Source organism: Devosia nitrariae, assembly GCF_030160115.1.
Lineage (GTDB): Bacteria > Pseudomonadota > Alphaproteobacteria > Rhizobiales > Devosiaceae > Devosia > Devosia nitrariae.
This window is the reverse complement of record NZ_BSNS01000003.1, coordinates 23,404-46,144: the sequence shown is the minus strand read 5'-3', so window position 1 is coordinate 46,144 and position 22,741 is coordinate 23,404. Positions and strand designations below refer to the sequence as shown.

Annotated in this window: 22 protein-coding genes and 1 pseudogene; 19 read left to right on the top strand and 4 right to left on the bottom strand. The window is 62.2% G+C overall.

Features of this window, described 5'->3' with window-relative positions; translation table 11 throughout:
• Nucleotides 1-19 precede the first annotated feature (19 nt).
• The 6 genes from QQK18_RS02955 to QQK18_RS02930 are packed head-to-tail and all read left to right on the top strand — an operon-like array spanning nt 20 to nt 6,399.
• Nucleotides 20-1,237 (top strand): FAD-dependent oxidoreductase, encoded by a 1,218-nt coding sequence (locus QQK18_RS02955; RefSeq protein WP_284338787.1) that lies wholly within the window; start codon nt 20-22, stop codon nt 1,235-1,237.
• Between the two features lie 53 nt (nt 1,238-1,290).
• Nucleotides 1,291-2,736: an NAD-dependent succinate-semialdehyde dehydrogenase gene (locus QQK18_RS02950; protein ID WP_284338905.1), complete on the top strand. Its 1,446-nt coding sequence runs from the start codon at nt 1,291-1,293 to the stop codon at nt 2,734-2,736.
• Nucleotides 2,737-2,765: 29 nt separating this feature from the next.
• Entirely contained in the window at nt 2,766-3,509 is a 744-nt protein-coding gene (locus tag QQK18_RS02945) for a sulfite exporter TauE/SafE family protein (RefSeq protein WP_284338904.1), read from the top strand.
• A gap of 57 nt (nt 3,510-3,566) precedes the next feature.
• Nucleotides 3,567-4,136 carry an amino acid synthesis family protein gene (locus QQK18_RS02940; RefSeq protein ID WP_284338786.1) on the top strand — a complete coding sequence of 190 codons (570 nt, stop codon included), beginning with the start codon at nt 3,567-3,569 and terminating at the stop codon, nt 4,134-4,136.
• Nucleotides 4,133-5,482 (top strand): amidase, encoded by a 1,350-nt coding sequence (locus QQK18_RS02935; RefSeq protein WP_284338785.1) that lies wholly within the window; start codon nt 4,133-4,135, stop codon nt 5,480-5,482. The genes QQK18_RS02940 and QQK18_RS02935 overlap by 4 nt, the downstream gene beginning before the upstream one ends.
• The gene (locus QQK18_RS02930; protein ID WP_284338784.1) at nt 5,482-6,399 is read left to right on the top strand and encodes an ABC transporter substrate-binding protein; all 918 of its coding nucleotides are present in this window, start codon (nt 5,482-5,484) and stop codon (nt 6,397-6,399) included. The genes QQK18_RS02935 and QQK18_RS02930 overlap by 1 nt, the downstream gene beginning before the upstream one ends.
• Here QQK18_RS02930 and QQK18_RS02925 read toward each other — a convergent pair whose 3' ends face one another.
• The gene (locus tag QQK18_RS02925) at nt 6,400-7,095 is read right to left on the bottom strand and encodes a GntR family transcriptional regulator (RefSeq protein WP_284338783.1); all 696 of its coding nucleotides are present in this window, start codon (nt 7,093-7,095) and stop codon (nt 6,400-6,402) included.
• A gap of 73 nt (nt 7,096-7,168) precedes the next feature.
• Entirely contained in the window at nt 7,169-7,867 is a 699-nt protein-coding gene (locus QQK18_RS02920) for a DUF4286 family protein (protein WP_284338782.1), read from the bottom strand.
• Nucleotides 7,868-7,990: 123 nt separating this feature from the next.
• Between QQK18_RS02920 and QQK18_RS02915 the strand changes: the two genes are divergently transcribed.
• From QQK18_RS02915 to QQK18_RS02875, 9 genes are all read left to right on the top strand, one after another.
• Complete coding sequence (locus tag QQK18_RS02915) at nt 7,991-8,968, top strand: ABC transporter substrate-binding protein (RefSeq protein WP_284338781.1); 978 nt, start codon at nt 7,991-7,993, stop codon at nt 8,966-8,968.
• A gap of 21 nt (nt 8,969-8,989) precedes the next feature.
• Nucleotides 8,990-9,784 carry an ABC transporter ATP-binding protein gene (locus QQK18_RS02910; RefSeq protein ID WP_284338780.1) on the top strand — a complete coding sequence of 265 codons (795 nt, stop codon included), beginning with the start codon at nt 8,990-8,992 and terminating at the stop codon, nt 9,782-9,784.
• Nucleotides 9,784-10,602 carry an ABC transporter permease gene (locus QQK18_RS02905; protein WP_284338779.1) on the top strand — a complete coding sequence of 273 codons (819 nt, stop codon included), beginning with the start codon at nt 9,784-9,786 and terminating at the stop codon, nt 10,600-10,602. The genes QQK18_RS02910 and QQK18_RS02905 overlap by 1 nt, the downstream gene beginning before the upstream one ends.
• A 731-nt stretch (nt 10,603-11,333) precedes the next feature.
• A complete protein-coding gene (locus QQK18_RS02900) occupies nt 11,334-12,818 on the top strand; it encodes an ABC transporter substrate-binding protein (protein ID WP_284338778.1) in 1,485 nt (494 codons plus the stop codon).
• A 67-nt stretch (nt 12,819-12,885) separates the two neighbouring features.
• Nucleotides 12,886-13,872 (top strand): ABC transporter permease, encoded by a 987-nt coding sequence (locus QQK18_RS02895; protein ID WP_284338903.1) that lies wholly within the window; start codon nt 12,886-12,888, stop codon nt 13,870-13,872.
• Nucleotides 13,869-14,717, top strand: coding sequence for an ABC transporter permease (locus QQK18_RS02890; protein WP_284338777.1), 849 nt, complete (start codon nt 13,869-13,871; stop codon nt 14,715-14,717). The genes QQK18_RS02895 and QQK18_RS02890 overlap by 4 nt, the downstream gene beginning before the upstream one ends.
• Nucleotides 14,714-15,523 (top strand): ATP-binding cassette domain-containing protein, encoded by an 810-nt coding sequence (locus QQK18_RS02885; protein ID WP_284338776.1) that lies wholly within the window; start codon nt 14,714-14,716, stop codon nt 15,521-15,523. Before QQK18_RS02890 ends, QQK18_RS02885 begins: the two co-directional genes overlap by 4 nt.
• Nucleotides 15,520-16,275, top strand: a complete 756-nt coding sequence (locus QQK18_RS02880; RefSeq protein WP_284338775.1) for an ABC transporter ATP-binding protein — start codon at nt 15,520-15,522, stop codon at nt 16,273-16,275. The genes QQK18_RS02885 and QQK18_RS02880 overlap by 4 nt, the downstream gene beginning before the upstream one ends.
• 1 nt (nt 16,276) lies before the next feature.
• A complete protein-coding gene (locus QQK18_RS02875; RefSeq protein ID WP_284338774.1) occupies nt 16,277-17,068 on the top strand; it encodes a DUF1684 domain-containing protein in 792 nt (263 codons plus the stop codon).
• 188 nt (nt 17,069-17,256) lie between these two features.
• On the opposite strand, the gene QQK18_RS02870 is transcribed toward QQK18_RS02875, so the two are convergent.
• Nucleotides 17,257-17,481 carry a hypothetical protein gene (locus QQK18_RS02870; RefSeq protein ID WP_284338773.1) on the bottom strand — a complete coding sequence of 75 codons (225 nt, stop codon included), beginning with the start codon at nt 17,479-17,481 and terminating at the stop codon, nt 17,257-17,259.
• Between the two features lie 35 nt (nt 17,482-17,516).
• Nucleotides 17,517-18,461 (bottom strand): LysR family transcriptional regulator, encoded by a 945-nt coding sequence (locus tag QQK18_RS02865; RefSeq protein ID WP_284338772.1) that lies wholly within the window; start codon nt 18,459-18,461, stop codon nt 17,517-17,519.
• A gap of 186 nt (nt 18,462-18,647) precedes the next feature.
• Between QQK18_RS02865 and QQK18_RS02860 the strand changes: the two genes are divergently transcribed.
• From QQK18_RS02860 to QQK18_RS02850, 4 genes and pseudogenes are all read left to right on the top strand, one after another.
• A complete protein-coding gene (locus tag QQK18_RS02860) occupies nt 18,648-19,736 on the top strand; it encodes a mandelate racemase/muconate lactonizing enzyme family protein (protein ID WP_284338771.1) in 1,089 nt (362 codons plus the stop codon).
• A 25-nt stretch (nt 19,737-19,761) separates the two neighbouring features.
• On the top strand, nt 19,762-20,910 hold the full coding sequence (locus tag QQK18_RS02855) for a substrate-binding domain-containing protein (RefSeq protein WP_284338770.1): 1,149 nt from the start codon (nt 19,762-19,764) through the stop codon (nt 20,908-20,910).
• A pseudogene (locus QQK18_RS27495) lies at nt 20,861-21,724 on the top strand (ABC transporter permease); the annotation flags it as partial. The gene QQK18_RS02855 and the pseudogene QQK18_RS27495, both read left to right, overlap by 50 nt.
• A gap of 139 nt (nt 21,725-21,863) precedes the next feature.
• Nucleotides 21,864-22,694: an ABC transporter permease gene (locus tag QQK18_RS02850; RefSeq protein ID WP_284338769.1), complete on the top strand. Its 831-nt coding sequence runs from the start codon at nt 21,864-21,866 to the stop codon at nt 22,692-22,694.
• Nucleotides 22,695-22,741: the final 47 nt, after the last annotated feature.

Below are 22,741 nucleotides of genomic sequence, written 5' to 3'. Positions count from 1 at the left end.
AATTTTCAAGGAGAGAGTCGTGTCCGACAAGAATCGCGTGATCATCAGTGGCGGCGGCCCGGTGGGGCTTATCTGTGCGCTGAGCCTGGCACGGCAGGGCGTGCCGGTCACGGTGCTGGAACGCTTTTCGCGCTTGCAGGACGATCCGCGCGCGGCCACAACGCATCCTGCGACGCTCGAACTGCTGGGTGCGCTCGGGCTCGAGCCGGAACTGCGCGCGGCCGGGCTGGTCGCGCCGATCTTCCAGTTCTGGGATCGGCCCAGCGGCGAGCTGGTGGCAGAGTTCGATCATGCCCTGATCGCCGATGAGACCGCCTATCCCTATGTGGTGCAGTGCGAGCAATTCAAGACGGCGCAGATCGTGCTCCGGCACCTGCAGGCTGAACCCCTCGCCGAAGTATTGTTCGACCACGATGTGCTGAGTTTCGTGGCCCATGACGATCGCGTCGAGGTGACGGCCGGGACGCCGGACGGGGAGCGCCGCTTTGAAGGGCGTTATCTGGTTGGTGCGGATGGCGGGCGGTCGACAGTGCGCAAGGGCGCCAACATCGAGTTCGAGGGTTTCACCTGGGCCGAGCAGTTCCTCGTGCTGACCACCCCCTTCGATTTCGAAGCCAATCGCGGCTACAGCTACCGTAGCTATTTCGCCGACCCCGACGAATGGTGCAATTGCTTCAAGGTGGCGGCTGACGGCCCGCCGGGCCTGTGGCGCACGGTGTTTCCGACCTCCTCGGAGCAAAGCGAAGCCGACCTTCTCTCCGACGAGGCGGTGCATGCCCGCCTCCAGCGGTTCTTTCCCAAGGATGGGGACTACGAGATCGCGCATCGCAATCTGTATCGCGTGCACCAGCGTGTGGCCAAAACCTTCCGGCAGGGCCGGGTTCTGCTGGCGGGCGATGCATCGCATGTCAACAACCCCATCGGGGGCATGGGGCTGAATGGCGGCATCCAGGACGCGGTCAACCTGAGTGAGAAGCTGACCCGGGTTTGGCACGGCGCTCCCGACAGTTTGCTCGACCTCTACGATCTGCAGCGCCGCGGACTGACGATCGATTTCGTCCAGGCGCAGACCATTCAGAACAAGAAGCGTCTCGAAGCCCGGGACCCCGCAACCCGAAAGGCCAATCTGGACGAGCTGCGCCGCATCGCGGCCGATCCGGTCAGTGCCAAGGCCTACCTCATGCGCGCCTCCATGCTCGAGGCCAACCGCAAGGTGAACGACCTCGAGGCGGCCTAAGGCCCTGGACCGGTAAGGAAACCAAAGTGCAGCAAGATTTTCGCGACAGCTCCCTGTTCCGCCAGCAGCTCCATATCGCCGGCGGCTGGCTCGACGCCCGCTCCGGCAAGACGCTGGACGTGGAGGACCCGGCGACCGGTAAGGTGATCGGCAAGATCCCCAACGCCGGCGCCGCCGAAACCCGGCAGGCGATCGAGGCGGCGCATGAAGCCTTCAGAAGCTTTAGCCGCACCACGGCCGCGGAACGGGCCGAGATGCTGCGGCGCCTCCACCAGTTGATCCTCGACAATCGCGAGGCGCTGGCGCGCATTCTCACCATGGAGCAGGGCAAGCCGCTAGCCGAGGCCAGGGGCGAGGTCGGCATGAGCGCGGCCTATGTGCTGTGGTTCGCCGAGGAGGCCCGGCGCATCTATGGCGAAATCATTCCCTCGCCGTGGCGCGATCGGCGGCTGCTGGCGACGCGGCAGCCGGTGGGGGTCGTTGGCGCCATCACGCCGTGGAATTTCCCCTCCTCGATGCTGGCACGCAAGATCGCGCCGGCGCTGGCTGCGGGCTGCACTATCGTCTGCAAGCCGGCAACGCAAACGCCCTATTCGGGCCTCGCCTGGGGCGAGCTCTGTCTCCAGGCGGGCTTTCCGGCCGGTGTGGTCAATATCGTCACCGGCTCGGCGCGGGAGATCGGCGGCGAGCTCACCGCCAATCCGCTGGTGCGCAAGATCACCTTCACCGGTTCGACCGAGGTCGGCAAGGTGCTGCTTGGCCAGGCCGCCGGCACGGTGAAGAAGGTCTCGATGGAACTAGGTGGCAATGCCCCGTTCATCGTCTTCGACGACGCCGATATCGACAGGGCGGTGGAAGGCGGGATCAACGCCAAGTTCCGCAATACCGGCCAGACCTGCGTGTGCACCAACCGCTTCTATGTGCAGGCCGGGGTCTATGACGCATTCGTGGAAAAGCTATCCGCCGCCACCGAGCGGCTGCGCGTCGGCGCCGGCGTCGATGACGGCGTGGAGCTGGGCCCGCTGATCGATGCCAACTCTGTCGAAAAGGTTGAAGAACTGCTGACCGACGCTGTCGACAAGGGCGGCCGCGTGGTGACCGGCGGCCAGCGGCACGCTCTGGCCGGCAATTTCTTCGAGCCCACCGTCATCGCCGATGCGAGCGCGGGCATGCGGTTTTCGCGCGAGGAAATCTTCGGGCCGCTGGCTCCGGTGTTCCGCTTCGAGACCGAAGACGAAGCTGTCCGGTTGGCCAATGACACTGAATATGGCCTCGCCTGCTACTTCTATACGCGCGACCTGGGCCGCGCCTTCCGCGTGTCGGAGGCGCTGGACTACGGCATTGTCGGGGTCAATGAGGGCCTGGTGACCACCGAGGTCGCGCCTTTCGGCGGCGTCAAGGAATCCGGAACGGGCCGCGAGGGCTCGCGCCACGGTATCGAGGACTACCTCGAGGTGAAATATGTCTGCATGGGCGGCCTGGAGTTTCCAGCCGCCTGACAGCCTCATCGAGGGAGTGTGCCTTGCCCGTGTTCGAACTGGCCGTCGTGTTCACCTGCCTGGCCTGCGGCGGGATTCTGAAAGGCGCTACGGGTGCCGGGGCGCCGATCCTGGCTATACCGGCTATGGCGGCTTTCCATGATGTGCGGTTCGCCATCGTCATCATGACGGTGCCAAATCTCATCACCAACCTCCTGCAGGCTTGGCAAAACCGTAAGCATCGCTTGCAGGCTAGCTTCCTCGTCCCTTTCCTCCTGTCGGCAGCCATCGGAGTCGTGCTGGGCACTTGGGCGCTCGTGCGCTTCGATTCGCGGACCTTGTCACTCGTCGTGGCGCTCGCCGTGCTGCTCTATCTCGTTCTGCGGGTGACCAGGGCCAGTTGGCAGCTCAGCACGCCATTGGCTCTCCGGCTCGCCGCGCCCTTCGGATTCATGAGCGGGGTGGTCCAGGGCTCGGCAGGCATTTCGGCGCCGGTATCGCTGAGCTTCCTCAACGCCATGCAGCTCGAGCGGCTGACCTTCATGAGTACGGTGTCCATGCTGTTCGTGACCTTCGTCGCGGTGCAGCTCCCGGCGTTGGCATTTGCCGGCGTGCTGACCCCCAGCGGCTTCTTGCTGAGCTGCGCGGCGCTGCTGCCGATGCTGGTGGGCATGTCGTTCGGCGCCTCTATCAGCCGGACGGTGTCACGGCAGGCGTTCGACCGGCTGATCATGCTGCTGCTCGCGGTGCTGGCCGCAAAAATGCTGTGGGATGCCCTTGTTTTTCCAAGATAAGATTGACTGATATAATATTGTATGACAAACAATAGCACCCTTTTCTGGAGCAGACTCATGGACCTCAATATCCGCCGCACCTTCACACTGATTGACGACAAGCGGGTCGAGGCCGGTCGGCGTGCCGAGACGCCGCTGCGCAAGGTTGCGGTGATCTATCTGCTCGAAAATCCCTATATCGGGCGCTATGTGGAAGACCTCTCGCCGCTGATCGAAGCCAGCGAAGGGCTGGGCCGGAAGATGGCCCAGACGGCGCTCAAGGCGCTCGATGGCATGCCGGTGCAAAGCTATGGCAAGGGCGGCGTCGTGGGTTTGTCGGGCGAGCAGGAGCACGCCAATGCGCTGCTCACCACCACGTTCGCCAATCCGTTCCGCGAGGCCATCGGCGGCGCCCAGGCCTGGATTTCGTCGATGACCAAGGTCGCGGCGCCGGGCACTGTGATCGACGTGCCGATGAACAGCAAGGACGACGTCTATGTGCGCTCGCACTATGACGGCATGACGCTGCTCATCCCCGATGGGCCGATGCCCGACGAAGTGGCGATCATTTTCTGCCTGGGCACCGGCGGCCGCATCAATGCCCGCGTTGGCGGCCTACGCTATGAAGACTTGCCGACCTCGGCATGACCGAGGCCGGGGCGGTGAGAAACCTTCTGGAAGATCCCGGCGCGCGATACCGGAGCGGTGCGACGACGCCGACCCGGGTGCTGGACGGATATCTTGCCGCCATTGCGGCGCGGGAGGGTCAGATCAAGGCGTTCACGGCCCTTAATCGCGAAGGCGCGACGGCCGCGGCCGCGGCATCGACCCACCGCTGGGCCGAGGGCAGGCCGCTGTCGCCGGTCGATGGCATGGTGGTCGGCATCAAGGACGTCATCGAGACGGCCGATATGCCGACCGGCCAGGGTTCGCCCATCTGGGAAGGGTTTGAAACCCGACGCGACGCCGCCTCGGTACAGGCATTGCGCGAAGCCGGCGCCGTGGTGCTGGGCAAGACCACTACCACCGAATTTGCGACGCGCCATAGCTTTGCCGATACGCGCAATCCGCATGACACGGCACGCACGCCGGGCGGCTCGAGCAGCGGCTCGGCGGCCGCCGTCGGCGGCGGCATGCTGGATGCGGCGCTCGGCACGCAGGTCGTGGGATCGATCCTGCGGCCGGCGAGCTATTGCGGCGCGGTGGGGTTCAAGCCCAGCTTCGGCGCGCTCAATCGCGGCGGCGCCAACGACCAGTTGAGCCAGAGCTGCCTGGGCACAATCGCGTCGACCCTGTGCGGCGCCTGGGCCCTTGCGGCGGCGATCGCCAAACGCGTGGGCGGCGATCCGGGTCATCCGGCATTGCGGGGCGACGTGGACCTGCCGCCCGCGCGGACGCCGCGCCGCATGGCTCTGCTGAAGACAGCCGGCTGGGCGCAGCTCGAGCCCACCGCCAGACAGGCGTTGGAGCGGGAGCTCGACCTGTGGCGGAGCGCCGGAGTGGAGATCGTCAGCGAGGCGGAAGACGCCGACTTTGCGGCGCTGGAAACAGCCTTGGGCGAGGCCTGGCCGCTGACCGAGCGCATTCTCTCCTGGGAATTCTGCTGGCCGCTGCGCAGCTATCCGCATGCGCAGCTCAGCTCGATCATGCAGGCGCGGATGGCCGTGGGGCTGGAGATGAGCCTCGACGACTATGAAGAGGCACTGGCGCGGCGCCACGCCATTCGGCAGAGCTACGGCCGTGTCGCGGAGGGGGTGGACGGTTTTGTCACCCTTGCCGCGACAGGCGCGGCGCCGCGGCTCGACGATACGACGGGCAGCCCCGCCATGAACGTGCCGGCTTCCCTACTGGGCGTGCCGGCCCTTTCGCTGCCCATCCTTAGCGATGGCGGCCTGCCGCTCGGCCTGCAGCTCATCGGCAAGATGGGCGGAGACGCCGATCTGATGGGACTGGCGCGCTGGCGGCTCGAATTCGGCGCTAACGGAGGTTCATGATGTATAAGCTGATGGTCGCCGATGTGGATTCGCCGTCCTATTTCGTCGCCACGGCGGCGGTGAAGCTGGGTTTTTTCAAGGCCGAGGGTGTCGAGGTCGAGTTCGTGCCCGAGTATGGCGCCAAGAGCGGGCCGGAAAAGCTGCGCGACGGCACCATTCACTTCTTCGGCGGGCCGGCCTTTGCCGCGACCCGGGCTTTTCCGATGTGGCGCGGCGCGAAGCTCCTCTGCGCGCTGTCGCAATATTCCTACTGGTTCATGGGCATCCGCAAGGACATCGATATCGATCAGGGCGATATCCAGGCGCTCAAGGGGCTGCGTGTATCGTCTTCGTTCAAGTTCCCGCGGACAGCGCTGCGGCACATGTTTGCCGAGGCGGGATTGGCGCCGGACGACGTCCAGATCGTGGAGAGCCTGGCGTCCACGTCGGAATGGCACAGTCTCGACGGCATCCGCGCCATCGAGACGAACCACGCAGATGCCTTCTGGGGCAATGGTATGCGTCTGGCGCTGGCGGAAAAGGCAGGGCTCGCCAAGCTGCATCTCGACCTCAGGCGCGGCGATGGACCGGAAGGGGCACGCTATTACAATTTTGCGGCGTTGACGGCCACCGATGCCCTGATCGAGAAAGAGCCCGAAATCGCCGCTGCAGCGGTACGCGCCACCGTCGCGGCGCAGCAGGCGCTACGCGCCGACCCGTCGCTGGCACGACAGGTGGGCGAGGGGTTATTCCCCAGCGAGCAGGCGGAACTCATTCCGGTTCTGGTGGAGCGGGATAGCCCCTATTACGATGCCGGCATCGGGCCGGAGGCGCTACAGGGCCTGAACCGCTTTGCCATGGCCAATGGCCTCAGCGACAGGGTGCTGACGGAAGATGAAATCGTCGCGACGCAGTTCAGCCGCTTCTGGACGCGGTGATCAACTGGCCCCGCGCAGACGGTCGCCATTGTTCTCCAGCACCATCTGCCGCATGGCCGCTTCCCGCGCCATGGCCACGTGACTGGCCGCAGCCTTTTCGGCGCGCGGGATATCCCGTGCCATGATGGCTTCGGACAGCTCCTGAATTTCGGCGACGCTAAATTTGAGGCGGCCGGGCTCGCTGAGCGATTTGCTGCGCAGGAAGGCCACCCGGGCCATCAGCTGCCGCACCACGCTATGCAATACCGGATTGCCGGCGCCGCGCAGCAGGATGTCGTAAAAAAGGCTCATGCTGGCGAGGAGCTTATGAAGGTCTTCGGCCTGGGCGGCCTCGCCGAACTCCCGTGCCGCCACGACCAGATGGTCGAATTCGGCCTGAGGCGCGCGTTCGATAAAGGCGCGGACGACGGCCGTCTCGAAGATGGCGCGGGTTTCGTAGATGGCCTCGGCTTCGGCAACGCTGATAGAGGCCACGATCGGCCCGCGACGCTGCTCGACCGTGATCAGCTGCTCGGTTTCGAGCTGCCGCAGCACTTCGCGTACCGAGGTGCGGCTCACCCCCAGTGCTTCGCAAAGTTCGCGTTCAATGAGGCGCGTGCCCGGCGGATACCAGCCCTCGATGATGGCGTTGCGCAGCTTGTCCAGCACCTGTTCCCGCAACAGGGCGCGAGGCTGAACGATACGTAGATCTGGCATGGCCGACGCCCCCTCTCCCGTGCGTAACCGATCTGCAGGCCCCGATACCTTATTCATGTTCGATCTCCGAGATCTAGGCGGCAGGTTGCGCCAGGAATCGCTGATGGCGTCTGGTGAATACCATGTACGTGCCGCGAAACCAGCCTTCGGCGGCGAGGCGATCGCGCCACGGCGTGTTGCGGGCGGCGGCACGTGCGGGGCTTTCCAAAGCGTCGGTGGATACGAGGTGGTGCAGGGCGAGATGGGAGTAGCCTTCAGGCGTGCCGTCGACGATCTGGTAGCGACGAACGCCGAGCCATTGCGGTTCATCGAGAAGCCTGGGCACATGATCCTGGGTATACCAGTCGTTGAAGTCCCCCTGGCGATCCTGCGGCACGGTGAAGAACACCGAATACAGCACCTGGCTTTCCAGCATCTCCGATTCAGTGACGCTTTGCTGCTGCTGCCAGCTCAGAAGCTGGCCGGTATAGCGCGTGAAGCCGGACACATCTCGCAGCATGCGAGCGGTTCTTTCGCTCGGCTCGCCCTTGATGCGCTTATAGGCATCGGTCTGCAGCGTCGCGGGCGATTCCATATCATAGACGGCCAGAAACCCCGGCCCGTCATTGCGGCTATAGCGCTGCGCACCAAGAAAGCCCGGGGCCGCCATCCGGATGGGAATGTGTTCGGTGTCGTACCAGTCGTGGAAGTCAGCCTCCCAGGTAGCGTCCGGAATCATCTCGGAAAAAAGTACCGCACCTGGTCGCATATCGCCTCTCTTGACGTTCGTCATCTTGTATGACGATACTATGTCATCTTGTAACCCGGTTGTCCAGAGAGTGGACTGGGGGCGACCGGGTTCGAATGGAGGAGCGCGGCGGTCAGGGGCCGGCGCACATCAAGGAAAGCGAATCACATGAAAATGCTTGCAGGCCTGACCGTCACGGCGGTCCTCGCCACAACCGCCCTTGCCCATGCGCAGTCGCTGGAGCCGTTCCGTTACGGCACTGTCGCGACTAAGGGCGACGCCGGCTTCGTCTACATGGCGGCCGAGGACGGGTTCGACGACAGCTTCGGGCTCGATATCGACGTCCAGTCGTTCAAGGGGGACTCCATCCTGCTGCGCGGTCTGCTGGCCGGCGAACTCGACGCCTATATCGGCAATCCCGGCGGCCCGATGATCGCAGCCAGCAAGGGGGCGGATATCAAGATCATCGGTTGTCCGTGGCCCGGCCTCACCTATGCCCTGTTCACCAAGCCGGACATCACCTCGGTCGAACAGCTCGTTGGCGGCACGATCGGCGTTTCGGCGCCCGGTTCGCTGCCGGATCTGTTCTCGCGCGCTGTGGTCAAGTCGGCCGGCATTCCGCTCGAGGATGTGAACTTCACCGTGGCGGGGAGCGACGCCGAACGCGTGGCCGCCGTTTCGGCCGATCTCATCACCGCAGCACCGAGCTCGAGCGAATTCAACGCCAAGGCACCCGATCTCGGTCTCCACATGTTGGTGCATGCGCGTGACGTCGTTCCCGAATATGTGCGCTTCTGCATCATGACCCGCGGCGACATCGTGCGCGACCGCCCCGAATATATCGCCAACTTCCTCGCCGCACAGATCAAGGGCTTCAGCTATGCGCTCGAGAACAAGGACGCGACACTGGCTCTTTCGTACGAAAAGGCCGAACTGCCTGAAACCGACCAGGCGCCGGTGCTGATCTATGAAGAGGTGATCGAGAACAATGCCGTCAATCCCGAAATGACCGTCGAGATCGACAAGCTGGAATGGCTGAGCGGCCTGTTGGCCGAGACGGGCAACATGGATGCCGGCTACGATCCAACCGCGATCGTCGATACGAGCGTGCTCGAGAACGCCAAGGCGCTTCTGGCGGCCCAATAACGACAGGAAGGGAGACCTGCAATGGCGCTTGTCGAAATCCAGAACGTCAGCAAGACCTTTAAAACCATGATGGCTGGCGCCCGAGGCGAAGTGCATGCGCTGAGCGGGGTCTCCTTTTCCCTCGAACGGGGCGAGATCGTCGCTATCACCGGAGCCAGCGGCTGCGGCAAGACCACAATGCTGCGCATAATCATGGGCCTCGAACAGGCAAGCGGCGGCTCCGTGGTGGTCAACGGCAGGAAAGTCAGTGCCTGCGGTTACGACCGCGGCATGGTGTTCCAGCATTCCGAGCTGCTGCCTTGGCGCAATGCCGTGCAGAACGTCGCCTTCGGCCTTGAACTCAAGGGTATGGACAAGCCGACACGCGTGGCGGAGGCCCAGCGTTATCTGGACCTGGTCGGCCTCGGCCACGCCGCCGAGCGCCTGCCGCACCAGCTCTCGGGCGGCATGAAGCAGCGCGTCGGCATCGCCCGCGCGCTCGCCATCGGCCCCGACGTGCTGCTGATGGACGAGCCGTTCGGCGCGCTCGACGCGCAAACCCGCGAGGGTCTTCAGAACGAGCTCCTGGCCATCCAGGCCAAGACGCAGCAGACGATCATTCTCGTCACCCACGACCTCGATGAAGCCGTGCTCCTCGCCGACCGCGTCGTGGTGATGAGCCGCGGGCGGGTAGCCGAGATGCTGGATGTTCGCCTGCCCCGTCCGCGTCCCAGCCTTGCCGCGCTTCGCGGCGACCCCGAATTCGGCGACAAGCGGTTGCGCTTGTGGAAGCTGTTGAAGACCGAAATGGACGCCGACGCGAGAAAGGCCGCCTAATGACTACCGATCACGCTACCGCGCCCTCCAGCCTTCGCATGGATCTTGCCACGATTCTGATGGGCCGCCGGGTCGTCACCTTCGCTTCCGTCACCATCGCGCTGCTACTGTGGGAAATCTTCGGTCGGCAGGTCAATCCGCTGTTCGGCTCCTATCCCTCTGCAATTGCAGCCGCGATGGTTGACCTCACTGTCAGCGGCCGGCTGCCCAACGCCTTCCTGCAAAGCTTGCAGCCCTTCGTCGTCGGCTTCAGCATCGCCGCCATCCTTGGCATTCCGATCGGCATGCTGCTCGGCCGCTTCCGCTTCATGGAGGCCGCCTTCGGCATCTATGTCACGGCGGGCAATGCCATGCCCCTGATCGCGATCACGCCGCTCTTCATGCTGTGGTTCGGGCTCGGCTTTACCGTCAAGGTCGCCATCATCGCCACGCTGTCGTTCTTCCCCATCTGCATGAGCACCTGGTCGGGCGTCAAATCCATCCCAAAATCGCTGATCGAGGTGGGGGAATCCTTCGTCGGATCACGCAGGGCAATCCTCCAAAAGATCGTGCTTCCGGCCTCCGTACCCTACATCATGGCCGGCATCCGGCTGGCCGTCGGCAAGGGCATCATCGCCATGATCGTGGCCGAGTTCTTCACCGCACTTTCCGGGCTGGGCGGCATCATCCTGACGGCGGCCAACAATTTCGAAACCGCAGAAATGTTCGCGCCCATCATCGTGCTTCTGACCTTTGCGATCATCCTAAATGCTTTTGTCCAATGGCTGGAACGTGTGATTGCACCCTGGCATATCCAAGTCACAGGCCAGGCCGATTGAGGCTCCACAGCGAGAGGCCCAACAGCGGTATATCCTGCATAGGGGGCAGTCGCTCTGCCGACGCCGGCTGCGCCCCTTCAGCATAACGCCCCGGGGGTCGGATCGCTAATGAAATCTGGCTGCCAACCGCCATTCCCGTTGCCTGGCTTTATACTGCAATCTCTGCCTTTCTTCCAAGCGGGCTGAAAGCTGACTGTCGGCAAACTCCCATCATGATTGCTCCTTCCGCCTGAGCGGACTGTCAGCCTTTTGGATTTCGCTCAACGTCCTCCAATGGCCGAAACGTTACGCGTAGCTGCCAGAATGCAGGCTTTTCTGGGTTGGGCTGGATGCTGACCCGGGCGCGCCTGCAGTTGAGCGCCACCGACGCGGGGCAGGTGTTGTCTGCTTTTGCCAAGACAGATGCATGCCCGCCAGAGCGGCATGATGCATGCTATCCCACCGCACGCGAAAAAGGCCATGAGCGTGCAAAATGGCCGCAACGCCGCTGAAATACCGAGAGAAGTCGTCTCTCTTTAGGTGCATAGCGAGACCTCCTGACACGCCTCGGCGACGGTGAATCACGCCGGTGTTCTACCGACAAACAAGAAACTGAGGGCACTTCCTGCACGTGCTCGTTTTTAGAATTTTGTACCAGATCGCTTTGCGGGGGTGGTTGGTTGATCCCCAAGTGGAAGGTAGTGTCACTCCCACTGCTGGTCTACAATCATCCACCCTTTTGTGGAGCAATCATGCGTAACTCAGCTCTCTTCGCCGCAGTCCTGCTGGCTGGTGCCAACTTTGCACCGATCACCCTGGCGCAGGACTACGATCCTGATGCTACAATCCGCATTGGCTCACTCTACGAGCCGCAAAATCTCGACAATACCGCGGGTGCGGGCCAAGGCATCAATGAAGCCTTCAACGGCAATGTCTATGAAGCGCTCTTCCAGCTCACCGATGCAGGCACTGTAGAGCCGAAATTGGTCGAGGACTATGCGGTCAATGACGACGGCCTCACCTACACCTTCACCCTGCGCGAGGGAGTGACGTTCCATTCGGGCGACCCGCTGACTGCCGCTGACGTGAAGCACTCGATTGAGCGCGTAACCGCTGAAAGCTCTCAGAGCTCGCGAAAGAGAAGCCTCTCAAACATCAGCAGCGTAGAAGCCCCCGATGACCGTACGGTTGTGGTGACGCTTTCAGACCGCTCGATCTCGCTGCCGTACAATCTCTCCTATGTGTGGATCGTCAATGATGCCGCGGCAAATATCACCGCGATGGAAGATGGTACTGGTCCTTACACACTGGAAGAGTGGCGCCGCGGGTCAGCGCTAGCGCTCTCGCGCTTCGAAGAATATTGGGGCGAAGCGCCAACCAACGGCGAGGTGGTCTTCCAGTATTTCACCGAAGCCACAGCGCTCAATAATGCCCTGCTCACCAACGCAGTGGACATCATAACCTCGGTGCAAAGCCCGGACTTGCTCGTGCAGTTTGCCGACAATCCGTCTTTCGTGGTGACTGAAGGCGCCTCGACAACCAAGGAAATCCTGGCGTTCAACGATCGTGTTGCGCCCTTCGACAACGTGCAGGTGCGGAAGGCGCTTGCCCGTGCTACAGATAAGGCTCGACTTCTCAACTCCATCTGGGGGGAGTACGGCACGCTGATCGGCTCGTTCGTTCCGCCGACGGATCCGTGGTATGTCGATCTCACGGATGTCGATGCGTACGACGTGGAAAGCGCCAAGCAACTATTGGCTGAAGCGGGATATCCGGACGGTTTCGAGTTCACACTCGATACGCCCGACTACGATCCGCACCCGATCGTCGCTCAGTTCCTGCAGACCGAATATGCCAAGATTGGTGTGAAGGTGAATATCAACATCATCACCGCCAACGAGTGGTACACCAAGATCTATCAGGAGCGGGACTTCGAGGCCACGCTGCAGGAGCACGTCAACCATCGAGACATCGTGTTCTACGGCAACCCGGACTTCTACTGGGGCTACAACAACCCCGAAGTGGTGCAGCTGATCGCCGACGCGGAGGCAGCCTCCAACGAAGCTGAGCAGGTGGAGAAGCTCACCCAGGCCAATCGCATCATTGCCGAGGACGCTGCCAGCATCTGGCTGTATCTTTATCCGCAGATCGTCGTTTCAGCGGCCAACGTGACCGGCTATCCCGTCAACGGCCTGAACTCCCAATTCTTCGCGTACGATATCCGGAAGTCGAACTAATCCAACGTTGACATGCCACCAGTTCCCCTGGGGCCGGTGGTCTAGTTGCGCGGCTACAGCTATCTCTATGTTAGCTACCGCAAGGAATCTCATCATTCTCGCCTACACCATTCGCCGCACCCTGATCCTCTTCGCCTCGCTGTTCATAGCGGCGGCGGTGCTTTTCGTCCTGCTTCGCCTGCTGCCTGGCGACCCCGCCAATGCTCTGCTCGGTGTGGGCGCAACATCCGAGCAGATCGAAGCTGCCCGCGCTCAGGTTGGCTCCGACCAGCCGCTGCATGTGCAGTTCGTTTACTTCATCGGCAGTCTCGCCAGGCTAGATCTGGGGACCTCGTTCGTCAGCCGCGCGTCCGTATTGGAAGAGATCGCCAACCGGATGTCAGTCACCCTGCCGCTGACCCTGTTGGGTTTCTTTCTTGCGATTGCCCTGGCCGTGCCATTGGGTATCGTCTCGGCGGTACGCGCCCAGAGTTGGTATGGCGGCGCCATCTCTGTCGTTTCTCAGCTTGGCATTGCCATTCCCGTCTTTTGGGTCGGCATCCTGTTGGTCACGCTGTTTTCGATCAACCTGCGGTGGTTCCCGTCGGGAGGCTTCCCCCTGCGCGGATGGAGCGATTTTTCCGAAGCCGCAAGAGGCATGGTTCTGCCAGCCCTGACGATCGGGTTGGTCATGGGCGCCTCACTGCTCCGCTATGTACGTGCATCAACGCTCGACGTTCTGGGCAGTGATTACCTGCGAACGGCCCGCGCGCTGGGCAGCAGCTTTCCCGAGGCGTTGGTGCGTCACGGGCTGCGCAACGGCGCTGTACCGGTCATTTCGATCCTGGGAATCGAACTTGCCACCACCTTCCTTGGTGCTGTGGTCATCGAACGCGTGTTCAACCTGCCGGGCCTCGGCTCTATGCTGCTCTTGGCCATTCAACAACGCGACTATCCGAATGTGCAGGGCGTGCTCTTTGTTTCTACCCTGCTGGTGCTCCTCATCGGTTTTGCTGCCGATATCGCCCAGCGGCTAGTCGATCCGCGCCTACGTCGGACGAGTGTGCAGGCATGACGATCACCCAGGTCGGTTCGCCCAGCCGCGGGCGTCGACACTCGGTTGCCCTCAGGGCAGGTGCTCTGCTTGTTGGCATGCATGTGTTCGTTGGGCTCCTGACGCTAGTTTGGCTGCCTTACGACCCCAACGCTTTCACCGGAGGGCGACTCGAAGGCGCAAGCCTGCAGCATATGGTGGGAACAGACCGGCTCGGACGCGATCTCTTCACGCAGCTGATGATCGGCAGCCGCATCGCCCTGCAGGTGGGGACTGGTGCTGTGGCGGTCGGGGCGTTCATCGGTGTGACGCTCGGTATCCTTGCTGCTTTCGCCAGCAAGTGGCTCGACGACGCGCTTGCCGCAACGCTCGACATCCTGATCGCTTTCCCCACACTGCTCATCGCCATGCTCGTGGTGGCTGCCAGCGATCAGGCGAGCCTATGGTCAGCGATCCTCGCCCTGGGTATCGCTCTGTCTGCGATTGTTGCCCGTCTAACCCGCATCCTAGCCAAACGCGTGCTGGTAATGGACTACATCACCGCGGCCCGGACGTCAGGATCATCCTGGCCCAAGATTGTCTTCATCCATGTCCTGCCGAATATCTGGCCCACCCTCTCGGTCAATTTCGCCCTGCAGTTCGGCCTGGCGGTTATTGCTGAAGCCTCTCTCTCCTATCTTGGTCTTGGCGCTCCACCGCCTAACGCCTCCTGGGGGCGGATACTGCAGGAGGCGCAGGGAACCGTTTATACCGCCCCGCTTGGCGCTATAGCTCCGGGGATCGCGCTGGTATCCCTGGCGATTGGCGTAAACCTTCTAGCTGACGGTCTTCGTGAGCGTGTCGACGACAGGCTGGGAGACCGGTGACCATGCTTTTGGAGATGGACAGGGTCAGCGTGCGGGCTGGTGAGAAGATCCTGGTGTCAGACCTCTCGATGACGCTGGACCGCGGGGAGCGAGTCGGGCTGATCGGCGAGTCCGGCTCAGGCAAGTCGCTGACGGCTTTGGCAGCAACGGGCCTCTTGCCTTCAGGCTTAACGGCGTCAGGCTCCGTGTTGCTGGGCGGGCAACAGGTCGTGGGGGTTCCTGACCAGGTGCTTGATCGCGTGCGCGGTACCGGCGCTGCCATAGTGTTCCAAGAGCCCTTGTCCGCTCTCGACCCACTTATGACGGTGGGTATGCAGATCGCTGAGCCACTCGCTCGTCGTGCCCGTCGCAACGGCGCGCCGATTACGGGTACCAGGCTCAAAGAGGCAGTGCTTGAGCTCATCGACGATGTCGCTCTACCCGATGAACGGCGCATAGCTAGGGCTTATCCGCATGAGCTTTCGGGGGGACAGCGCCAGCGGGTCGCCATCGCCATGGCTCTAGCCTGCGAGCCCGACTTGCTGATCGCTGACGAGCCGACGACGGCACTCGACGTGACCACTCAGGCCGAGATCCTGATCCTCATCGACCGTCTCGTACAAGAAAGGCAGATGGCGCTTCTGTTTATCAGTCATGACCTGCCGGTCGTCGCGAACACCGTCGAGCGCGTTATGGTCCTCCGTTTAGGCGAAGCAGTCGAGACAGGCACTGTCTCAGAGGTCTTCAATCGACCCCAGCACGATTACACCAAGAGCCTTGTCGCCGCGGCAAAGCGCTTCGACGCCGCGATGGAGGGAAGGACATGAGCCTCGTTCGCATTGACCGTGTCAGCTTCGGCTACGCGGGCGGTCGGCCTGTTCTCGAGGATGTTTCTCTGGAGATCGGTCCGGGGGACACCGTCGGACTGGTAGGGGAGTCGGGCTCGGGCAAGACCACCCTACTCCGCCTGCTGCTGGGTTTGGCGCGACCAGATCGTGGCAAGATCTTCTTCGACGGCACGCCCCTGGATCCAGGCAATCGCTCCTTCATGCGCGATTTCCGGCGGAAAGCGCAGATCGTGTTCCAGGATCCGTATTCCTCCCTTGATCCGCGGCAGAACGTGTCCGCGATCATAGCCGAGCCACTGCGGTCGCTCAGAATAGCGGGGGACCACGCCGGGATGATCAGCGACGCCCTCGAAGCCGTGGGACTCGACCCCAACGTCGCTGGGCGCTATCCGCACCAGTTTTCGGGCGGTCAGCGCCAGCGGATCGCAATAGCCCGTGCGATCGTCGCCGGTCCGAAGCTGCTGCTCGCAGATGAAGCGGTCAGCGCACTCGACCTGACAACCCGCGTCCGCATCGTTGACCTGATGAGCAAGCTTAGCCGGAATATGAGCCTTCTCTTCGTTTCGCACGATATCGGAGTTGTTGCGGCACTTTGCAGAAGCATCGTCATCCTGGAGAGCGGCCGCGTCGTTGAAGCGGGCGATACAGCTGCCGTACTCGCCGATCCGCAGCATCCCTATACGCAACGCCTTCTTGGCAGTGTGCCGCGCCTAGTCTTTGAGGAGCATTGAAATGTCTGAGTACGCTGCCGACCACGCCGAGTGGCGGTCCCGCCGGCTCGCCGCGCTTAAGGCTCCCGATGGATGGCTGAACATCATCGCCCGGGAATGGCTGTCTGAAGGCACCGTCGCCGTAGGAAGCGCCCCGGACAACGACATAGTGCTTCCCGTCGGACCTGCTCGAATCGGCACGCTCACGCAGGACGCCAGAGGCGCTGTCACCTACACCCCCGCCGAAGGGGGACCGCCTGTTGTTCTGGAGCTGTCCAAGTACGCCCCGCCCCGGTTCACGGCGGGCAGCCTCCTGCTTGAGGTGACCACACTCAACGGCGAGAATGCCCTACGAGTCCGCGACACGGCGTCCCGAAAAGGGGATGAACTGGAGCCGCTGGAATACTTTCCTCTCGACCCGAGTTGGCGCGTGTTGGCCGAGTGGGTGAAGCTCGATGCACCCAAGGAGCTCACTATCGATACCTCGAAGTCCATCTCGACGGAGGTGGTCGCCTCCCACAAGGCGGTGTTTACTCGCAATGGCGTGACCTATGAACTGCTCGCAATACACGGGACACCAGAGCGGCCGCAATTCGTTTTCCGCGACCAAACCGCAAAAGACCACACCTATGCTGCCTGCCGCTTCGTGTTCGGCGAAGATCTGACCGAAAAGTCCATCGTGCTCGACTTCAACAAGGCTATCAATCCACCCTGCGCCTTCACCGAATTCGCCGTCTGCCCGCTGCCTCCTGTCGGGAACGTGCTGCCTATCCGCATTGAAGCGGGAGAGAAGCGGCTGCGAAGCTCAAACTAGCTGTTTTGCCAAAACAAGCGGCTCCCTCACGTTAGCCGCCGACGCGCAGGCTTAGGCGTCAGCCACTTGCCAATACTGATCTGTAGTGAGGCAGAGCTGTCCCAGAAGGAACCGATGGCCAAATTAATTATGGCCGATGGACAAGACCTCCGCCAAGTGTCTTGGGCAACGCACCCTTGGAACTACTTTCAGACGCGCCCGGATTTTAGCTTAGCGGCTTCGGAAATAATCATCTCCATCGATGGCGTATAGAGCTCGAACACCTCATAAAGCGGAGCCAGTGTCGATCGCATCAGCTCTTCGGTGTTGTTGATTACCTCGGTCGGCGTGGCTTTGAACTCGATCCGCACTTCATTGGACTGACTTACCCGCGCGTAGTTCATCGACGACCGCCAACCATCGATGACCGTCAACTTGCACCCTTTGGATGCCCGTTATTCGGATAGCATCATTCGGATGATACGAGGTCCCAGAAGGCTTCTGCTCGCGGCCCCAGGTCGTTTCGCGATCGGAACAGTCTGATTTCCATGGGGATCGACCACCGCGTGCCACCCGCCTCGCAGATATGGTTCTGGTCGAGTTCGGAGCGCACTACGTTTTCCGGGACCCAGGCGACACCGCGGCCTTCCAGCGCCAACCCCAGCAGCAGGGCCAAGTGCGATTCCGCGATCGGCTTGAGCTGGGGCCGCACGGACTCAGGATCAAAGGCCGACCGCATGATCCGCCCGAGGCCAGCGGGGCCGTCATAGGCCAGAAATGGAATAACCTGCTCTGGATCACCGTCCATATCGTAGACGGGCCGACCGTTTTCGTCGGGAATGGAAACGGGTATGAGGCGGTCGGAGCGCACGAGGATCGAGGTAAACTGATCTTCGTCGAGCTGCCAAGGCATGCCTTGCCGGTAATGGCAGAGAAGGAAATGTGCTTGGCTGTTCAGCATCATGTGTTCGCAGGCGACCAGGCTGTTGGATACCAGATTGACCGCTCCCAGCCAGACACGCCCGGCGGTTGAGCGCAGCCAGATCGGGAAATAGCTGAGGGAAAGCACCTGGGTGGTGGCAAAGCGCAGGGTCTGGCTTTCCTCGGCGCCGCTGTCCTGGGCGGCCTGCCGACCTTTCTCGATGCGCGAGAGGATATCCTCGGCATAGGGTTGAAACGCCAGCCCTGCCGGGGTCAGGGCCACCGGATGCGAGCGTCGGTCGACAAGCGGCGTACCCACCCAGTCCTCGAGCAGCCGGATGCGGCGGCTGAAAGCCGGCTGAGTAACATTTCGTGCCTCGGCGGCGCGGGAGAAGTTGCCGGTCTTGGCCAGGACGGTGAAGTCCGACAGCCAGGTGACGTCCATAAGATCAGCCTGCTTTGCATAATTGTATCGGCAATCAGCATTGGTCATGCCGGCCGGTCTGCGAATAGTAGGAAGCCGTCGCAGACGTGGCAAGACAATGCCGACGGTGCGAAGCAGGAGGAGAATTGGGTGCCGCGCGGCGCCGGCGTCTTCACGCCGCCTCTCGCTTCGGAAGCTAGCATGTCGCGCAACGGCGAAGGCGACTGAGCACCCAGCCAAGCAACGAGGCTCCAATTGACCATCAAGTCGGCGCGCGTGACCGCATATAGCGCACCCTACGATGAGCCCATCACCAACGGGCTTTATACTTATACCCATACCGAGATCGTCGTGGTCGAACTGGAACTGGCGTCTGGCGTCACCGGTGTCGGCTGGACCCACGGCGGCCGCATCGTCTATGAAGCGGCCAAGGAAGTTGCCCAGGTGGTGGTGGGGCAACCGCTCAACACCGAGCGCATCTGGAGGATGATCTACCGGCCGAAGATTTTCGGCCGCCGGGGTCTGGCCACCCGTGCCATCAGCGCTGTCGACATCGCTGTCTGGGACGCCATCGGTAAGGAAACCGGCCGCTCCGTACACCAGCTGCTCGGCGGGTGCCGCGACAAGGTGCCGGCCTACGTGGCCGGCGGCTATTACGGCAAAGGCAAGGGGCTCGAAGGTCTGCAGAAGGAGGTCGGCACCAAAGTTTCCACTGGCGCCAAGGCGATCAAGATGAAGATCGGCGCTGTGCCGATCGCAGAGGATGTCGCCCGCATTGATGCCGTGCTTGAGGCCGTTGGGCCGGGCGTAGACGTCTTGGTTGATGCCAACAATGCCTATTCGCGTCTCGACGCACTCAAGATGGCGCGTCATCTCGAGGAGCGGAACATCTATTGGTTCGAAGAGCCGCTTTCACCCGAGGACAACGCCGGCGCAGCCGAATTGGTGCAGCGCACGGACGTGCCCATCGCCCTGGGCGAGAACGAATACACGATCACCGGCTTCCGTGAGTTGATCAGCGCACGCGCCGCCGACGTACTCAATGCCGACGCACAAATCCTGGGCGGCATCACCGAATGGCAGAAATGCGCTCATTACGCCGATGCCAACCATGTTCCGGTCGCGCCGCATGGTGACCAGGAAATCCATGTGCACCTGGTTGCGGCGGTGCCCAACGGGCTGTTGGTCGAGTACTACGACAACAGCCTCAATACGCTCAAGGACGCCATGTTCAAGCAGCAGCTTGAACTCAATGCCGACGGCACGATTTCGGCGCCGAACCGCCCCGGTCTCGGTTTCGACCTTAACCACGCCGCGCTCGAGCGATTCCGCGTTCAGGACTGAATCACATCCGGCGTCAGCAGTACTGATGCCGGCCAAACCCTTCTGGAGGAGAAAAATGAGATATTGCCGCATTTTAGGCGTGGCTGCCCTTGCCCTGAGTCTTGCTTCACCAGCCGTGGCACAGGACGCCAGCATCGAGGTCGGTCCGGAACTGATCGTCTATACGGGCACCGGCCTGCCGACCGACCTGGCCGATGCTTTGGTCCAGCCTTTCGCTGAGTACATGGACGAGAAGTACGGAGTGCCGGTGAACGTGCGCACCGTACCGGGCGCAATTCCGCAATCCTGGCTGACCCTGCAGACCGAGTGGCCGAACCCTACTGGCGACGTCTATCTGCTCTATAATCAGAACGTTCAGGAAGGCATCGAGCAAGGTTATTGGCTTAACCTTGAAGAGCAATACACGCCCGAAGAATGGGCGACCTTCGACACCGATGCGCTAGCGGCGATGAACCTCGACGGCTATGCCGCCCCGATGGAGGTCGCAGCCTGGGTGCTGGCAGTCCAGGACTCGCTTGACGATGGCGTCGTTACGTCACTGGCGGATCTGTCGAAGCCAGAACTCGCCGGTCGGATCACCTTCGACTCCGCGCTTTCGGTCGCGAGCGGCTACAATGCCATTGCGGCGGCAGTGACAATTCGCGGCGACGATTGGCGGACCTGGTTCGTCGACGGAGTCTTCAATGAAGAGGCCGCTCGCCCCGCCTTTGAGCTGGTTTCGTCTTGGGCCGACAATGCCTTGACCCTGACCCAGGGCTCGGGCTCGATCGTACCGCTACTGCGTCGTGGGGAGGCGCTGGCTTCGGCCTGGTGGTGGCACAACGTGATTCTGGAGCAGGCTGAAGGCACGCCCATTCATGTGGTCGAGCCGACCGAAGGCGTGATGGCCGTTGTGCAGGCCGGTCCGGTTGTCTCGTCTGCGAGCGAAAATCCGGTCGCCGCGATCGAATGGGTCAAGTTCTTCCATTCCACCGTCGCGACCGAGACGGCGAAGTCCCTCAACTATCACAGCCGCATGCCACGCTCTGGCGAAGTCGCCTCGCAGGAGTGGACCGAGTTTGCAGCAGGGGCCAATTTCGTCTTCATCGACGAATTCCGAGCCGCGATGCTTGACCCGGCCTACAATGCGGATGTGCTCGATTTGTACAATCGGATCGTTATCCAGGGCCAGTAAGTCCGGAACTGGCGCGGAAATTTCACTGATGACCGATATCACGACCACACAATCGTCAGGCCGCTCCGCGCCGGATGAATACGACGAAGGGCGGCGCATTTCGCGCCGCCGCTACAGACGGGAAAAGCTGTTTTACCGCCTTCTTACCTTGCCGGCCGTGACCATCATCGGTCTGGTCGCCATCGTGCCGCTGCTGCTGCTGTTCGTCGGCAGTTTCCGTGAGCAACGCTCTGGTATGTTCACGCTCGACAATTACGTGAATACGCTGAGTAACGGCTTCTTCTTGCGGACGCTCGCGACCACGATCATGATGGCGGGCGGCGTGACGGCGGTCTCCATCCTCATGGCCCTGCCGCTGGCTTACCTATTGGCGCGCCGCACCGTGCTGCGCAATATCGTGATGCCGATCATTACCGTGCCGCGCATGCTGCCCTTCGTGGTCATCGGCTATGCCATGATCCTGCTGCTGGCACCGATGACCGGCGTTGCCAATCGTGTGCTGATGCATCTCGGTATCCTGCAGCAGCCGGCGTTCATCCTCTTCGACTGGCCGGGCCAAGCCATTGCCTTCGCCTATAACGGTATCGTCGTGGCGACGGCCGTTCTGACAGGCGTTTTGATGTCGGTCGATCCGCAGTTGGAGGACGCTGCCGTCAGCCTGGGTGCCAACCGGCCGCGCGCATTCTTTTCGGTCACCGTGCCGCTGGCAACGCCAGGGATCATCGCGGCCAGCGCACTTATTTTCACCTCTGTGGTCACCGCCTATGCCATCCCCGTGATGCTCAACGGACGGGTGCCCTATATGATCTCTCTGTTGATCTCGGCCAATCTCTTGACCCTGCAACAGCAGAATCTTGCTACGCGCAGGCGATCATCGTCTCGGTTCTGGCCATCGGCGTCACCACAGTCGGGCAGGTTGTCCTTTCACGCTATGGCCAGAGGGGAGGCGACAGATGAGCACCCGTTCACGCCTGACGCCTGGCCTCTTCTTCGGCCGCGCGGCGCTAATAGTCTATCTTCTCATCATGGTGTTGTGGCTGACCTTTCCGGTCCTTTTGATCCTGCTCGCCTCCTTCCAGGGCACGCTGGAAGTGTCGTTCTCGGCACCGTTCAACCTGGAGGCCTACAAAACCATCCCGCCCTCCTATTGGGAGGCCTTCTGGTTCACCATCCGTGCCGCCCTGTTGGCCACCGGCATAGCGCTCGTCGTCGCCATCCCCGCTGCCTGGGCCATGGTCCGCGGCAAGCTGGCTGGGCGGCGGGCCATGAGCAACCTAGTGCTCATTCCCGACGTGGTGCCGCAACTGATCCTGGGCATCGCGCTGCTGACGGTCTTTATTCCGCTGCGCCTGTCCAACAACTTTGTCGGCGTCATGCTGGCTCTGGTGGCGCTGAGCCTATCGACCGGCCTTCGTTTCGCCGAAGCGCTGCTAGAGGGCCTGCCGGACGAATATGAACAGGCGGCCCAGTCCCTGGGTGCGAACAAGCTCACGACCTTCCGCCTGGTCGTGCTGCCGCTGATCGCGCCTGGAATCGCCATCGCCGCGCTCTTCATCTTCATGCAGAACCTCATCACATTCGAGCTTTTGTTCTTTATCTCCGGCCCGAGTGCCACGCCGATTTCCATTCGCCTCTTCAGCGACATCATCGACCGCGGGATCGTCCCCTATGCGGTGGCCATGGCCGGCATCCTCGTCTATGTGGCGATTGCCTTCTACGCGCTGGTCGCCGTCTCTCTCGGTCCCAAATATATGGCCGGCTCGGTCATGACTCGCAAAGGCTGATCCCGATGAACACGTCCAACAACGTCGCCCAGCCGGTGCATATCGAC

What these genes read in the sequence shown, in the direction of transcription:
- QQK18_RS02940 (WP_284338786.1), top strand. Translation starts at nt 3,567, where the DNA reads ATGGACCTCAATATCCGCCGCACCTTCACACTGATTGACGACAAGCGG.
- QQK18_RS02935 (WP_284338785.1), top strand. Translation starts at nt 4,133, where the DNA reads ATGACCGAGGCCGGGGCGGTGAGAAACCTTCTGGAAGATCCCGGCGCG.
- QQK18_RS02930 (WP_284338784.1), top strand. Translation starts at nt 5,482, where the DNA reads ATGTATAAGCTGATGGTCGCCGATGTGGATTCGCCGTCCTATTTCGTC.
- QQK18_RS02925 (WP_284338783.1), bottom strand. Translation starts at nt 7,095, where the DNA reads ATGCCAGATCTACGTATCGTTCAGCCTCGCGCCCTGTTGCGGGAACAG.
- QQK18_RS02920 (WP_284338782.1), bottom strand. Translation starts at nt 7,867, where the DNA reads ATGACGAACGTCAAGAGAGGCGATATGCGACCAGGTGCGGTACTTTTT.
- QQK18_RS02915 (WP_284338781.1), top strand. Translation starts at nt 7,991, where the DNA reads ATGAAAATGCTTGCAGGCCTGACCGTCACGGCGGTCCTCGCCACAACC.
- QQK18_RS02910 (WP_284338780.1), top strand. Translation starts at nt 8,990, where the DNA reads ATGGCGCTTGTCGAAATCCAGAACGTCAGCAAGACCTTTAAAACCATG.
- QQK18_RS02905 (WP_284338779.1), top strand. Translation starts at nt 9,784, where the DNA reads ATGACTACCGATCACGCTACCGCGCCCTCCAGCCTTCGCATGGATCTT.
- QQK18_RS02900 (WP_284338778.1), top strand. Translation starts at nt 11,334, where the DNA reads ATGCGTAACTCAGCTCTCTTCGCCGCAGTCCTGCTGGCTGGTGCCAAC.
- QQK18_RS02895 (WP_284338903.1), top strand. Translation starts at nt 12,886, where the DNA reads ATGTTAGCTACCGCAAGGAATCTCATCATTCTCGCCTACACCATTCGC.
- QQK18_RS02890 (WP_284338777.1), top strand. Translation starts at nt 13,869, where the DNA reads ATGACGATCACCCAGGTCGGTTCGCCCAGCCGCGGGCGTCGACACTCG.
- QQK18_RS02880 (WP_284338775.1), top strand. Translation starts at nt 15,520, where the DNA reads ATGAGCCTCGTTCGCATTGACCGTGTCAGCTTCGGCTACGCGGGCGGT.
- QQK18_RS02875 (WP_284338774.1), top strand. Translation starts at nt 16,277, where the DNA reads ATGTCTGAGTACGCTGCCGACCACGCCGAGTGGCGGTCCCGCCGGCTC.
- QQK18_RS02865 (WP_284338772.1), bottom strand. Translation starts at nt 18,461, where the DNA reads ATGACCAATGCTGATTGCCGATACAATTATGCAAAGCAGGCTGATCTT.
- QQK18_RS02855 (WP_284338770.1), top strand. Translation starts at nt 19,762, where the DNA reads ATGCCGGCCAAACCCTTCTGGAGGAGAAAAATGAGATATTGCCGCATT.
- QQK18_RS02850 (WP_284338769.1), top strand. Translation starts at nt 21,864, where the DNA reads ATGAGCACCCGTTCACGCCTGACGCCTGGCCTCTTCTTCGGCCGCGCG.